The sequence below is a fragment of the Niastella yeongjuensis genome (assembly GCF_900110245.1).
In the GTDB taxonomy this organism is placed as follows: domain Bacteria; phylum Bacteroidota; class Bacteroidia; order Chitinophagales; family Chitinophagaceae; genus Niastella; species Niastella yeongjuensis.
Genome location: NZ_FOCZ01000008.1, coordinates 221,640 through 236,841, shown reverse-complemented (window position 1 = coordinate 236,841; position 15,202 = coordinate 221,640). Strand labels below are relative to the sequence as shown.

Genomic DNA, 15,202 nt, shown 5'->3' with positions numbered 1-15,202 from the left:
TCAGGTTATTAAAAAGTAACATTCACCCCGCCGCTTAATGTCTTCAGCATTGGATAATGATACAAAGTAGAAGCGTTCACAACAGACTCGATATCGAAATCTTTGTACTTCGTAAACGTTAACCAGTTCTCTGCATTGACAAATACATTTACCCTGTTGATCTTTACTTTTGATAACCATTTGGCTGGCACGGCATAACTGAGTTGGATATTTTTCATCCGCAGGTAAGAACCATCACGCAACCAGAAAGTAGATGATTGGAAATTGTCCTGGTTACCGGTGCTTTCAGTAACGATGGGCAGGCGCGCATTGGGGTTATCGGGTGTCCATGCATCAGTAGCCCATTCCCAGGTAGCATTGGCACCATTGTTAAATGGAAAAGCAAGGTTGGCAGTGGGATAAATTTTGATCCCCGCTACACCCTGGAAAAATCCACTGAGTGAAAATCCTTTATAGCCTACATTAAAGCCAAAGCCAAATGTATACTTAGGCATGATAGAGGAATTTTTAACCACAATGCGGTCATCACCATTGATGATATTGTTTTTATCCTGGTCCTTGTATTTAATATAACCGGCTTTGGTAGCGTTGCTTTGAAAAGCGCTGGCTGCCACCTCGGCATCGCTTTGGAAAATGCCATCCGCTTCCAGCAAATAATAGGCATTCATTTGCGTGCCCGCTTTGGTGATGGTAGATAAGTTGGTGCCATCATTATATAGGATCTGGCCACCCAGGTCAACTACGCTGTTTTTATTATAGGCAATGTTACCGTTCACTTCATAATCTACCTGACCTATTTTATCGTGGTAACCCAGGGTTACTTCAATACCGCTGTTATCAACGGAACCTACATTCTTTTGCGGACCATTCAGGTTACCCACCTGGGCAGGCAGGTTCACCTGTCGCAGAATTCCATTGGTACGCTTCTTATACCAGTCAAGCGTAAGATTGATACGGTTGTTCCACAGAGCAAGATCGGTACCTACATCATAGGTAGTGGTAGACTCCCAGCTAATGGTAGGGTCGGCATAACCAATTACAGCTGCGCCAGACGACAACACCTTGTTATAACTGTAATCCTGCGACAGCAGCACTGATGGTTCATAGCTGTACAATGGAACGGCCTGGTTACCTAACTTGCCGGCAGATACCCGCAGTTTCAACAGATCGATGAACTTCGACTGAAAGAATGATTCCCGGTCAATGCGCCAGCCTGCAGAAGCAGCCGGATAAAAACCCCAGCGACGGCCGTCTGCAAAACGGGAAGAGCCATCATTCCGGAAGGACACTTCAAACAGATATTTTCCATCATAATCATAATTGAGCCGGCCGAAGTAAGATTCCAGTACATCTTTTGTATCATGTCCCCCAATGGCATTCCGTATAGTGCCCGCATCGAGCGCCGTCAACGTGCCATCCAGGTAGCCGACCATGGTAGCAGAATACGTATCGGTGCTAAAGTTGTCATAGCTGGCGCCCACCATTACCGACAAATTGTGCAGCTCTTTAAATTTATGCTGCCAGTTCAACGTATTGTAAAAGTGGATGTTCATGTCGTTATAATCCGTTTTGGCCGAACGGGGGGCAGTCGTTGGACTGTTCCAGTTGGTGGCAGCCAGTGTTTTTGGATTAAAGGTTTGCATGCGGGGCGTAAACTGATCGAGCAAACCATCATATTTATCTACACCAAACTTGATATTGTATTTGATATCGAAAGGCAGTTTGTATTCGGCAAATACGGTTGACAGGAACCGCTGGATCTTTTTATTACTTAATCCATTAAAAGAAAGCATCCGGGGATGTTCCCAGTTATTACGGCCGGGTGTACGCAGCCACGAGTTGCCATACCTACCATCGGCCAGCTGATCGGTAAGGATGGGCAGCGTGCGGAATAAATATTGCCAGATGCTGTTGTATAACGGTTCGGTGTAATTGCGGTAATAACCATCGAGGGTCAATCCTACCTTCAGTTTACTGTTTACATTGAAAGAAGTATTGAGTCCCAGCGAATATTTATTTTCATGATTACCCGGTCCGAACAGGATGCCATCTCTGTCTAAATAGCCTAAAGAAAGTCGGTATTGCCCTTTATCTGAGCTACCTGAAATGTTCAGATCGTGTTTTTGAATAGTACCGTTGCCCAGGGCAATATCGAACCAGTTATTGGAAGGATAGGTAATAGGGTCGCCCGCCATACCGGCTTCATATTCTGCGATCTCGGCATCGGAATAATCAGGTGTTTGTTTGCCACCGTTCTTTACCGCCTGATTTTTCAATTTCATATAAGCAATAGGGTCCCAGATGGCATCAGGTAAATACGTTGCCTTTTGCAACCCGTTATAATAACTATAATTCACCCGCGAGGCTCCTTTACCGGTTTTAGTGGTAACCAGTATAACGCCATTGGCGGCCCTTGATCCATAAATGGCGGCAGACGCATCTTTTAATACGGTGATTGATTCGATATCATTGGGATTGAGTTCATCCATTGAATATTCAATACCATCTACCAGTACCAGCGGATCATTTTCATTAAGGGTACCCACACCACGGATGCGAATGGTTGAACGGTCTACCCCCGGCTGGCTGTTACCAAGATTTACATACAGGCCCGGCATACCTTTCAATGCATTACTAACGTTGGTAATAGGTTGTCCTTCTTTATCGGCCATATTTAGCGTGGTGATGGCACCCGTAAGATTTACTTTCTTTTGGGTACCATACCCTACCACTACAACCGAATTCAGGGCTTTACTATCTTCTTCGAGTTTTATTATACCAGCATTGGCCCCGCTTACGGTTATCTCTTTATCAAGATATCCTATATAAGAAATAACAAGTTTGCTGCCGGCGTTGGCACGAATGGTAAAAGAGCCGTCTGTGTTGGTAGAGACTCCCTGCCCTGTTCCGGCAACCTGAATAGTTACCCCCGGCATAGGTGTTCCGTCTTTGGCTGAGGTTATTTTTCCGGAGATGGTTTGTTGCTGGGCCTGTAGCGAGCAGGTTGTTGAGAGTAGTACGGCAATACAAAGCAAAGCAGTAGCTAGTCGTCTTACGACGAGCAATCGTTGAAAGTCAGTCATTTCCTTAGGTTTTTATTAATTCGTATACACAGGAAGCAGGATCCCGTTATTCAGGTTAATTTATCAAGCGTATTACGGTTTCGTATACTCTTAGTTCCTTTCCATTACTTAATCTTTCGTTTTGGTTTCATTTTGTTTACTGAGCAATAATAATGAAACATTTTGAAACTTAAGATTAGAATATTCGAAATAGAAAGAAATATCTCCGGAAATGCATGAGCAAACGATTGCGTAAAATAAAAAAAGCCTTTCCGATTTAACCGGAAAGGCCCTGGCTGGAATGGGTTACTTTACTTATTGCTTTTTTTCATTGATACCATATAAGCCCTGTAATATGCAGGAATCATTTTTTGTTCTTATACGGCTGCCATACGCTTCTAATTTATTGGATACAAGGGTCAGGTCTTTTGTTTTAAGGTTTCCTTTATAAGACATTCGAATACCTGCTTTTTTATTGGCAAATAAGGTGAACTGAACAAGGATCTCCCCCGTGTCTTTTACTGCAGCCAATTGTTTTATTACCACATCATCGGCGCCTTTAATAAAGTCGGCCAACGTATCGATATTGATCATGGCCGGAATTTTGTTTTGATCGGTCAACAAAATAATCTGGAGAGGCTGTACAGGGCCATCATACTTTTTATATTCATCCGGATGGTATTCTTTGAATTCCCCTTCTGTTTGATACGTTTTATTATCAACGGGGTTTACATAGGCCTTCTTTCCTATCAGGCTGTCAGGATTGTCTGTTGCGATGATTTGTTTGGTTGATTCAGTTTCTTTGGTTGATTTGTTCTCTTTGCAGGAAGTCAAAATAACCAATATGGTTGCAAGTGCTAACGACGCTTTTTTCATCAGGGTTTGTTTTTACCGGCTCAAAATAGTCCTTTTCGCATTCCCGTTTGCGTTTTATTGTAAACTTATCATTACATCTGCTCTATTAGTAACTCAGATACGCAATGGAACTGTGCAGATGATTTCATACTGACTTCCAGAAAAAATAATTCTTTACTTATATCGCTGAATACCAATCGCTCTTTTAAAAAATCAGAAATAATATTTCACTGCGCAGGTTGTCTGCGCTACTGTTCATTTAATTGCAGGCTGGAGTGATAGAGTATTTGAAGTGATGGATGCCATTGAAGCCGGAACAAACGCCATCAATGCAATTAAGAATATAACATTATAAAAACTAAAAGAATTGTAAGTGTCGTTAGAATAGAGTTACTTCGACTTCCAATCGCAAACCGAACTTTATTCGCCTTTTACCTTACAATTTTTTACCTGATCACTTTAATGAAATTGAGCCGTTTCGGTACTATTGCTCATGGCAACTGTAGATGATATACCCTGTTGAATAATATTCTGCACGGTATCAAAATAACCGGTACCTACGAAGCTCTGGTGTTTTACTGCTTTAAATCCTTCTGCCTGAAGTGCAAACTCTTTTTGCTGCAATTCAGAAAAACCTGCCATTCCCTTTTCTTTATACGACCTCGATAATTCGAACATGGAGGTATTCAATGCATGAAAACCGGCCAGGGTTATAAACTGGAACCTGAAACCCAGGGCAGCCAGTTCCTCGCGGAAAGTTTCCATTTCTTCCACACTTAAGTGCTCCCGCCAGTTAAAGGACGGAGAGCAATTGTATGCCAGTAGCTTTCCGGGAAAGCGTTCATGAATACCCTGCGCAAATTCTTTTGCCATGCCAAGATCCGGATGCGATGTTTCCATCCAGAGCAGATCAGCATACGGCGCATAAGCAATGCCGCGTGCTATGCATTGTTGCAACCCATTTCGTACATAATAAAAGCCTTCACCGGTTCTTTTGCCGGTAACAAAGGGCTGGTCCCTTTCATCAATATCACAAGTCAATAAATTGGCCGCTTCCGCATCTGTTCTTGCTATCACAAGGGTTGAAGCATTCATTACATCTGCTGCCAGGCGTGCCGCCACCAGCTTGTTAATGGCTTCCTGGGTCGGCACCAGTACTTTACCACCAAGATGCCCGCATTTTTTTACACTCGACAGCTGGTCTTCAAAATGAACCCCGGAGGCACCGGCTTCAATCATAGCCTTCATTAATTCAAATGCATTCAGATTGCCGCCAAAACCAGCTTCGGCATCTGCTACGATCGGGCACATCCAATCGGTAGTTGTTATACCATTTACTGAATCTACCTGTTCACAACGAAGCAATGCATTATTAATACGCTTAACAACATCAGGAACCGAATTTACAGGATATAAAGATTGATCGGGATACATAGTCCCCGCTGCATTGGCATCTGCAGCTACCTGCCAGCCGCTTAAATAAATGGCATCTAAACCAGCGGCTACTTCCTGTATAGCCTGATTTCCCGTTAGTGCCCCCAGCGCCGCCACATATGGTTGTGTATGTAATAAATTCCAAAGCTTTTGGGCACCCTGGCTGGCCAGGGAATATTCAATGTTTATTCTGCCTCTCAGTTTTAAAACTTCCGCAGCAGTGTAAGGACGCTCAATTCCAATCCATCTTGGGTGATTTTCCCATTCGCTTGTCATTTGCAATATTTGTTGATCCTTCGACATAAACTGAATTTTATTAAGTGATGATGTAATGCAGTTCTGTTCAGGCATACTTATAGGCAGCAGGCTTCTCTTCCAGCTCTTCTATATTGTTAAGCTGTACCTGGCAGGCTTTATCTTCCCTGTTTAAAAGAATGGCATCATAAGCCGACAAAGTGAGAAACTCCTCAAACGTGTCACTTACTACCTGCCTGTTGAATAAACAGATCGCCTGCACAAATTGCCCCTGCTGGTATTGTAATGAACCGACCATTTGTTTTATTTTTTCAATTTCTTCATCCCGCCAGCGTTCATATAAGTCCTGGCTGAATACCCGTCCATCGACAAGCGTGGTATGATTTTGTAACCATTGCCACAGCTGTGTTCTCGATATTTCGGCTGTTGCCGCATCTTCCATACAATTATAAATGGCGGCTGCACCATTGCCACGCAACCAGCTTTCCAGGTACAGAATACCAATGGATATATTGGTACGGATACCTTCTTCTGTTACAGTTCCTGCCGGCACCTGCAGCAGGTCTGCTTCGGTGCAACTAAAATCCTCCCTCTTCCGATGTAACTGGTTGGCAGCTGGCATGTGGGCATTAAATATTTCCAACGCAACAGGCACCAAACCCGGATGCGCTACCCAGGTACCGTCGTGCCCGTCGTTAACTTCCCGAAGTTTATCGGCCTTTACTTTTTCAAAGGCCATTTCATTGGCAGTAACATCATTCCTGACGGGTATTTGTGCAGCCATGCCACCAATTGCATGCGCCTGTCTTTTATGGCAGGTTTGTATTACCAGCTGTGTATACATCCGCATACAAGGAACCGTCATGGTTACCTGTGCCCGGTCAGGAAAAACATAGCCTTGTCTGTTCCTGAATTTTTTAATGAAGGAAAAGATATAATCCCACCGGCCACAGTTCATACCGGCTGAATGCTCCTTTAGTTCCCATAATATTTCATGAAGCTGAAACACTGCCAGGATGGTTTCTACCAGCACCGTAGCTTTGATAGTTCCCTGCGGGATACCGCAATAATCCTGGGCAAATTCAAACACCTTATTCCACAGCCGGGCCTCTTTATAACTTTCCAGTTTGGGTAAATAGAAATAAGGACCGGTGCCACTTTGAAGCAGCGTTCTCGCATTGTGATAGAAGTACAGGCCAAAATCAACCAGGCTGGCGCTAACTGGTTCGCCATCGATCAGTATATGTTTTTCTTCCAAATGCCAGCCCCTGGGGCGCACCATCATCGTGGCTGTCTTTTCATTTAACCGGTATTCCTTCCCATTTTCATTAACATAACTAATGGTTCTGTTAATGGCGTCTTTCAGATTGATCTGCCCATGAATGGTATTATCCCAGGCTGGGGTATTACTGTCTTCAAAATCGGCCATAAATATACTGGCGCCTGAGTTCAGCGCATTAATGATCATCTTTCTTTCCACCGGGCCCGTTATCTCCACTCTTCTATCCAACAAATCTGCAGGTACTTCAGCAATGGTCCAGTCGCCTTCCCTGATAGCTGCCGTTTCATTGTGAAAATGAGGTTTCCATCCATGGTTGAGTTGATGCTGGATGGTGGTTCTTTCCATTAATAAAATTTTACGGGCCTGGTTGAAGCGTCGTTGCAGTTCTACTAAAAACTGTAATGCATCATTGGTAAGTATGTTTTCGTAAGCACCGGGTAAAGGCGCTGCAATTTTCCAGGCGGTACCGAGATCATGCGAGGGTTGTTTTGAAAGATTTCTCATACGCCTAATTTTATACTAATATAGAAAAATATATCGAAAGCGAAATTTTCGCTAATAAATTTATTTTCGGCATTTTTAGTTTTTGGCTTATTTTGCCAGTATGATCTCAGAAAACGAAAGCATCCGCCTCATCTTTGGTTTAAAGGTAAAAGCACTCCGGCAGGAAAAAGGACTGTCGTACCAGCAACTGGCCGATAAAACCGGGTTGTCGCTCTCTTATGTGCATGATATAGAAACCGGAAAAAAATTTCCCAAGTCTGACAAGATCATTGTGCTGGCAAAAACATTGGGCGTTGATTACGATTACCTTGTTTCCTTGCGTGCCAGTAAAAAACTACAGCCGATCATCGACCTGATCAATTCAGATTTTATCAACGCCATTCCCTGGGAGCATTTTGGTTTAACACCTGCCGCTTTACTCGATCTTTTTTCCAATACACCCGATAAGGTCACGGCATTCATCAGCACGTTGTTACAAATTTCAAGAAGCTATCAACTGTCAAAAGAGAGCTTTTATAAAGCGGCACTGAGATCGTACCAGCATTTGAGGGATAATTATTTTGAGGAAATAGAAGAAGCCGTACAAAAATTCAGGACCCAGTTTGAACTGGAAGATATGATCCCCCTGGAAGAGGACCGGCTTGTATCTATACTACAACGTTTTGACATAAAGATCAATAAAAAGAAGATGGGGAATATGGAAGCGCTGAATAAACTGCGCTCGTATTATTCCTTAAAAACAAAAACGCTGTTCCTGAATAAAGGCCTAAGTAAAGCACAGGAATTATTTTTAATAGCGAGGGAGCTGGGTTTCCAGTTTCAGCAACTTACCGACCGGCCATATGATACGGTGAATAACCACAGTTCTTCATTTGATACCATGCTGAATAATTTCAAAGCATCGTATTTCGCCGTAGCCCTGTTAATGCCTGAAGAACTTTTTACAGAAGATATTAAACGGATCATAACACAGCCGAAATGGAGCCCTAAATCATGGATGGACCTTATATCTTCTTACAATGTAACGCCAGAGATGATGATGCAACGGTTAACCAATATTTTACCCAGGCATTTTGGTATTGAGAACCTGTTCTTTTTAAGAATGAATGGTAACAAAGAAGAAAACCGGTTCGAAATGACCAAAGAGTTGCATTTGTCACAATTGCACAATCCCTACGCCAATGCGTTACATGAACACTATTGTCACCGCTGGGTCTCTATCAAATCTATTAAGCGGGTGGGAGAACTTGCCAATAACAAAAAATACCGGTCGCCTATTATAGAAGCACAAATTTCGGAATACTGGCAAACACACAATAAATATTTATGCATAACTATTGCGAAACCAGTTGTAAAAGAAGAACCGGATGCTGTCAGCGTAACCATTGGATTGTTGATAGATCAAAAACTGCAGTATACCATGCCTTTTGTTAAAGACCCAGCTATTCCGGCCTTTATGGTGCATACTACCTGTGAAAGATGCGGTCTTATGGATTGTAAAGAGCGGGTTGCCCAGCCTACTGTGATCATTGAAATGGAAAAGGAAAAGAAGAAAGAAGCTGCCATGCAATTGCTGGACGCTCTATAGTATTCAAAGAGCCTAACAAGTCTCATTTTCAGTATTATCAACATAATCGACCGCAAAATTACTGTCGGCCGCCAGTAAGATACAGCCAAGTAAGATAATGAGCGTTGAACGCATACACATAAATAACTAGATGTAGTATGCGTAAAATAGCGGATTCACATTAATTAATCCACAACAACTTCCGTTGTAGGGGTTTTGAGGGGGTAGTATTCTTAAGATTCGGAGCATTGTAGTGTTTTTGATATGCCACGTGTTTTGGTAAGAAATTGTTTTAATGGCAATTTCAGTACCATTTCCAAACTAAAAAAGAAAACTTATGTTCCCTCAAAGCAAACCATCATGGCCATGGAAGGCCCTTGCCTTCCTATGCATGGCCCTGGTCCAATTTTCCTGTAAAAGAGCTATTTCGCCCGAACAAGGATCTACAATCGCCCGGGCTGCCAATGAAACAGTAAACATCTGGCTTACCACCGGCGACAAATCGAAATTGTTGCAACCGCAGACGGCCATTAATTTCGCTGCCGATGGTGGTACTAACCCCACTACCATTACAGTGAACGAGTCGGTTACCTACCAAACCGTAGATGGTTTTGGCTGGACCCTCACCGGCGGAAGCGCCGGCCTCATTAATGGTCTTGGCGCCAATCAAACCACTTTCCTGAATGAAGTATTCGGCCCCTCTCAGGTAGCTTCCAGCTTTGTCCGTGTCAGCATGGGCGCTTCCGACCTGAGCGCATACACGTTTACTTATGATGACATGCCCGCTGGTCAAACAGACGTAAACCTGAACAACTTCAACCTGAACGCTGAACAGCAGGACATGATCCCCGTGTTAAAAAGGATCATTGCCATCAACCCCGCTGTTAAGATCCTGGCCACCCCCTGGACCGCACCGGTTTGGATGAAGGTGAATACAACCGGCAATGGCGGTTTTACCGGCGGTAGTCTGAACACCGCTTATTATGATGCGTATGCCCGGTATTTTGTTAAATACATACAGGCCATGCAGGCACAGGGTATTCCTATTTATGCGGTATGTCCGCAGAACGAGCCCCTCAATCCTTACAACAATCCGTCAATGGTAATGCAGGCCAACGAGCAGGCTAACTTTATCAAGAATTATCTGGGGCCTCAGTTCCGCAACAATGGCATCAGCGCGAAAATCATCATTTATGATCACAACTGCGACCGGCCCGATTATCCAACAGCGATCCTGGGCGATGCCACCGCCAGCCAGTATGTAGATGGTTCTGCGTTTCACTTATACGGCGGCGATATTAGCGCGCTCTCTACTGTGCATAATTCGTTCCCTAACAAAAATATCTATTTCACCGAGCAGTGGATCGGTGGTCCCGGCAACTTTGGCGGCGACCTTAGCTGGCATGTGAACAACGTGATCATCGGTTCCACCAGAAATTGGAGCAGAGTGGCCCTGGAATGGAACCTGGCAGCTGATCCAAACTATTATCCGCATACAAACGGTGGCTGTTCCAGTTGTCTGGGTGCCGTTACCATTTCTGGCAATAACTATTCACGCAACGCCTCCTATTATATTGTTGCACACGCGTCGCAGTTTGTAAAACCGGGCGCTGTACGTATTTCTTCCAACATCGCCGGAAGTATACAGAACGTAGCATTCAAAAACACCGATGGCTCTACCGTGCTGCTTGCACTGAACACCTCGGGTTCAAGCCAGACGTTCAAAGTAAAATCGGGCGACCAATCATTCACCTATACATTAGCAGGGGGTGCCGTAGCTACCTTTAAATGGGCAGGCTCTCCAACTGGCGGCGGTGGTGATGGCGGCAATGGCGGAAATGGCGGCAACGGCAGCGGAGCGCCTATTGGCCAAACCATTACCCTGAAAGGTTTTAACAACCAGTATGTAAGCGGCGAAAATGGAACACAACCCATGAACTGTAACCGCCCCACTGCACAGGGATGGGAACAATTCCTGGTGGTAGATGCCGGAGATGGAAAGATCGCGTTACAAAGCCAGGGCAAATATGTTTCCAGTGAAAATGGTGCTGCCCCCATTACCTGTAACAGACTTACCATCGATGCCTGGGAGAAGTTTACCTGGACAGTATTAGCAGATGGCAACATTGCTCTTCAGGGTAATAACGGCATGTACATCAGTTGCGAGAATGGAACCAAGGCCATGACCTGCAATCGCCCCTCCGTTAGTGGCTGGGAAGCATTCCGGGTTAATCAATAATTAAAACAGTCAACATGAGAAAACATTCATTGCGCATGCTGGTAGGCACCAGCGCATTTATCGCATTTTCGCTTTTCTTCAATTCCTGTAAAAAGGATATGCATAGCGGTGACACAACGGCCCAAACAGAAGTGGTTACACCCAGGGCGGTGAATTATCAACTCATCTGGAACGATGAGTTCGATGGCACCAATGTGAACACTAATAACTGGAATATAGATAATGGAAACCCCAATGTGAACCACGAGCTGGAATACTACCAGGCAGCCAATGCTACCGTAACAGGCGGCAACCTGGTGATCACAGCAAGACAGCAAAGCATGGGCGGCCAGCCTTATACATCTGCCAAGCTCAGTACTTATGGCAAGTTTTCCGTTACCTACGGCCGGATAGAGGCACGCATGAAGCTGCCGATGGTACAAGGCACCTGGCCTGCATTCTGGATGTTGGGCAACAATATCAACACTGGTGCGGGCTGGCCCCAATGCGGTGAAATTGATATTATGGAGCATGTTAACACTTCCAACAACACCCTTGGCACCATGCACTGGAACAGCGGCGGACATGTGCAATATGGCAACAGTACAACTACTACCCCCGGTGACTTCCACGTATATGCAGTGGAGTGGGATAATTCCAGCATCAGGTGGTATGTTGACAATACGTTGTACGTGACCGGCAATATTGCCAACAATATCAATAACACCGGCGCTTTTCATCTGCCTTTCTTTATCATACTTAACCTGGCAATTGGCGGCGATCTGCCCGGTTCTGCCGTTAACACCGGCGCTCTGCCTACATCGATGCTGGTTGACTATGTTCGGGTATACAGTTTGAATACTTCATCTGCACCGCCCATTGGACAAACCATTACCCTTAAAGGTCCCAACAATATGTATGTGAGCAGTGAGAACGGTACCCAGGCTATGACCTGTAACCGCCCCACCCCACAAGGCTGGGAACAGTTTCTGGTAGTGGATGCCGGCGGTGGCAAAGTGGCACTGCAAAGCATGAACAAATATGTTTCCAGTGAAAATGGAGTGAACCCAATTACCTGCAACAGAGCAACCATCCAGGGATGGGAACAGTTTAACTGGATCTCTAATTCGGATGGCACTATTTCCCTTCAGGGCAATAATGGCTTATTTGTAAGCAGTGAAAATGGCACGCAACCAATGACGTGCAACCGTACCACCATCGATGGATGGGAAAAATTCCGCGTAAACCAGTAATATTTATAGTCCTCCCGACACATCGGGAGGACTTCTTATTTATGAACAGTATGGTGAAGTTTATCTGGCTGTTGATGTTATTGGGCATGAACACGTGCATTGCACAGAACCTTCCGGAAAAATTGCAATTGTCAGTAACAAGCGGTTATAGCCAGGAAAATTTAAGCTGGTCCATTGCAGGTAATGCCAATGGACAAAACCCCAATATCCTATCTGAACTTGGATGGAAAAATGTTGGCGGCCCTATAAGCGGTATGCAATTACAGTATAACTTTTTTAACCGCTGGCAGCTGGAAGGCGAATACGAGCACACCTTCTTTTTAACCGGCAAGGTATCCGATACAGATTATGGGGGCAACAATCGCACGAATACCACATATGCACAACAGTTCAATGCAGGCAAAGGTGGCGCTGATCGCTGGTCGGCAGGTTTGGCATATCAGCTAATGGTGACCAATAAACTTTCAATTGCTCCATCGGCTGGATATGGTTTGTTTCATCAGGCGCTTTATTTATCGGGAGCTTCCGATCTTAACAGCACTTACAAAACTAAATGGAGAGGCCTTTACGCACAAGTGTTGTGTTCAACCGAAATAACTAAGCAATTATTCATGGATGCCGGTTTCCGTTATAGCCAGGTACAATACCGGGCCAGTGCCAACTGGAACCTGATCAGGGAGTTCAGCCACCCGGAAAGCTTCCGGCATACAGCCAATGGCTATGGAATAAACCTACACACGACTGTCTTATACCACGCTTCTGCTATACACTCAATAGGCATCAAGGGAAGCTATGCCAACTGGCAAACCGGCCGTGGCGTTGATGAACTCTATTTAGCCAATGGCGGATCGGAACAAACACAATTGAATGAGGTACAATCTGCAGGCTGGCAGCTGATGGTGGAATGGCGGATAGCGATAAATTGAGTTGACAAAATGCGAGGTCATTTCGCAATAGTTCTACAACCGCTGGGGTCAAAGGCACCAGCAATAGTTTTGAATGGCATCGTGAATGTGATCAGGTAAATCAATCCGGAGATGACATACAATAAAAACGGCTGTCCACATCGGCGGACAGCCGTTATTATTTATAAAAGTTTCTAACTCACTCAACTTCCCGGCACCAGCTGGATCCAGTTCACGTTTACATTCCCGGTATTGAATACAATCCGGATCTTGTGGTATGAATTGGTTGCAAAGCTGCCGATACTTCCCAGGTCGAAGGTTGTCCACACAGACCAGCTGCCCGTATTAGGCAGTGTGATTGCCGGCCCGGCAACGCCATCAATTTCCAGGTGTGCCTGCATATTGTTATTAGGGTTGGCCACTCTTATTTGCAAATGGGGGGAACCTGCAGCAACCGGCACTTCCTGCCATTCCAGCCACTCATTATTTTGTATCCAGCCTATCTGGAAGGCGCCGTTATTATCGCTGGTAGCCGCAATAGCAATGTTGCCATTACGGTAAAAATTGGTTTTACCGTTACCACCGGCCGCACCGCCAAAATAATCACAGCCTTCTGCTTCCAGTCTGAAGGTAGCCGGGAAAGGATCATGACTGTGTTTGCGTAATATATTGATGCGCTGGTTGGGATAATCATAACCTGTTTGATCGTAGGTTAATGAATTGTTATTGGCGTCTATATTTCTTGCACGCCACATAGCGGCTTCTTCTTCATAATCGGTAAAGCCTTCACACAAGGTTAACAAGGCACCCGATTCCACAGTACCGGTAAGGCCGTTATCAAAAGTTTGCCCGTGATTGGGATTAATGTAGGTATTGACACCAGGATGCTGAAACTGAGGAACAGCCACACCAATAGAAGTACCGTTGAATGAAGTCAATGAAAAACTTTTATTAGGCGGCGTAAACCAACTCTCCTTGTCATCGGCAATACCCGGGTTGTTACAGGTAGGGTCATTGGTAAAGAAATCCTGTGACAGGATGATATATGGATTAAACCCAAAGTCGGCCTGGCATTTTTGTCTTACATAGGTCAGCGCCCGGGAAGCATTACCGTTCACATTGGTAAGGAACGTATTGGTATTGCCTGTCCAGATTATAATGATAGGGCGGCCGTTTATTTTAAAACGGTTGGCATCGGGTACCGTCTGGAAAAATACCTTGTAATTATAATCGTAGATATACTTCCAGTTACTGGTATCGGCCATGTCAAATTTCTGTGCATACCCGTATCCACGTCCATTTGCCATATTCCACTGGGCAACCCAGGACGCCGCATTATCGTCGAAGGCAGCCAGCTTAAGCTGGTTGGTAAGGCCACGGGCATTGATGGCATTGATCATGGGTGTAATTTTCGTGGGACTTCCATTGGTGTTAGGCTGGGAACCGGTAAGGTTTGGACAAACAAAATCAACACCGGCCTGGGCTAACTGTGCTACCCATTCGTCCCAGGTAGCATTTGGATTATTCGGGTCGGGGTTGTACAGCGAAATGTTTTGCCTCGTTGGCTGCCTGACAGGCCCACCCAGTTGTGAGCTGTATTGAAACCCGCAGGTAACCCCGAGGTACTGGTTCGGCCCTGCCGAACGAGCGTTAGGCAGATTGTTGTTGTTTTCATCGGAAGATGGCAGTTTGTTTTCCTGGGTCTTTAAACAACCTGCTAAAAGTACAGCAAGGGCCAATTGGCCTGATAGGATTAGTTTTTTCATAAAAAGGTTTAAAAATCTAATAAGAACATTAACTGTACCAAGTTAAAAATGTGGGGTTAATAAAAGATTAACAAGGTGATTAATAGGCACATCTGCAAAGT

At 44.8% G+C, this 15,202-nt stretch carries 9 protein-coding genes; 4 read left to right on the top strand and 5 right to left on the bottom strand.

The features are described 5' to 3' along the window. Positions 1-8 precede the first annotated feature (8 nt). From BMX95_RS22200 to aceB, 4 genes are all read right to left on the bottom strand, one after another. Entirely contained in the window at positions 9-3,083 is a 3,075-nt protein-coding gene (locus BMX95_RS22200) for a SusC/RagA family TonB-linked outer membrane protein (protein ID WP_081197765.1), read from the bottom strand. Positions 3,084-3,377: 294 nt separating this feature from the next. After that, positions 3,378-3,938: a hypothetical protein gene (locus BMX95_RS22195; RefSeq protein ID WP_081197766.1), complete on the bottom strand. Its 561-nt coding sequence runs from the start codon at positions 3,936-3,938 to the stop codon at positions 3,378-3,380. 438 nt (positions 3,939-4,376) lie between these two features. Then, positions 4,377-5,654: an isocitrate lyase gene (aceA, locus tag BMX95_RS22190; protein WP_081197836.1), complete on the bottom strand. Its 1,278-nt coding sequence runs from the start codon at positions 5,652-5,654 to the stop codon at positions 4,377-4,379. 40 nt (positions 5,655-5,694) lie between these two features. Beyond that, complete coding sequence (gene aceB / locus BMX95_RS22185; RefSeq protein ID WP_081197767.1) at positions 5,695-7,392, bottom strand: malate synthase A; 1,698 nt, start codon at positions 7,390-7,392, stop codon at positions 5,695-5,697. A 100-nt stretch (positions 7,393-7,492) separates the two neighbouring features. On the opposite strand from aceB, the gene BMX95_RS22180 reads away from it, so the two are divergent. From BMX95_RS22180 to BMX95_RS22165, 4 genes are all read left to right on the top strand, one after another. Further along, positions 7,493-8,980 (top strand): helix-turn-helix domain-containing protein, encoded by a 1,488-nt coding sequence (locus BMX95_RS22180; protein ID WP_081197768.1) that lies wholly within the window; start codon positions 7,493-7,495, stop codon positions 8,978-8,980. 316 nt (positions 8,981-9,296) lie between these two features. After that, the gene (locus tag BMX95_RS22175; protein ID WP_081197769.1) at positions 9,297-11,198 is read left to right on the top strand and encodes a glycoside hydrolase family 30 beta sandwich domain-containing protein; all 1,902 of its coding nucleotides are present in this window, start codon (positions 9,297-9,299) and stop codon (positions 11,196-11,198) included. A 14-nt stretch (positions 11,199-11,212) separates the two neighbouring features. After that, positions 11,213-12,430, top strand: a complete 1,218-nt coding sequence (locus BMX95_RS22170) for a family 16 glycosylhydrolase (RefSeq protein ID WP_081197770.1) — start codon at positions 11,213-11,215, stop codon at positions 12,428-12,430. A gap of 50 nt (positions 12,431-12,480) precedes the next feature. Then, complete coding sequence (locus tag BMX95_RS22165) at positions 12,481-13,356, top strand: hypothetical protein (protein WP_081197771.1); 876 nt, start codon at positions 12,481-12,483, stop codon at positions 13,354-13,356. 182 nt (positions 13,357-13,538) lie between these two features. Here the strand turns inward: BMX95_RS22165 and BMX95_RS22160 are convergent, their stop codons facing one another. Beyond that, positions 13,539-15,101 carry a DUF5010 domain-containing protein gene (locus BMX95_RS22160; protein WP_081197772.1) on the bottom strand — a complete coding sequence of 521 codons (1,563 nt, stop codon included), beginning with the start codon at positions 15,099-15,101 and terminating at the stop codon, positions 13,539-13,541. Between the last annotated feature and the right edge of the window lie 101 nt (positions 15,102-15,202).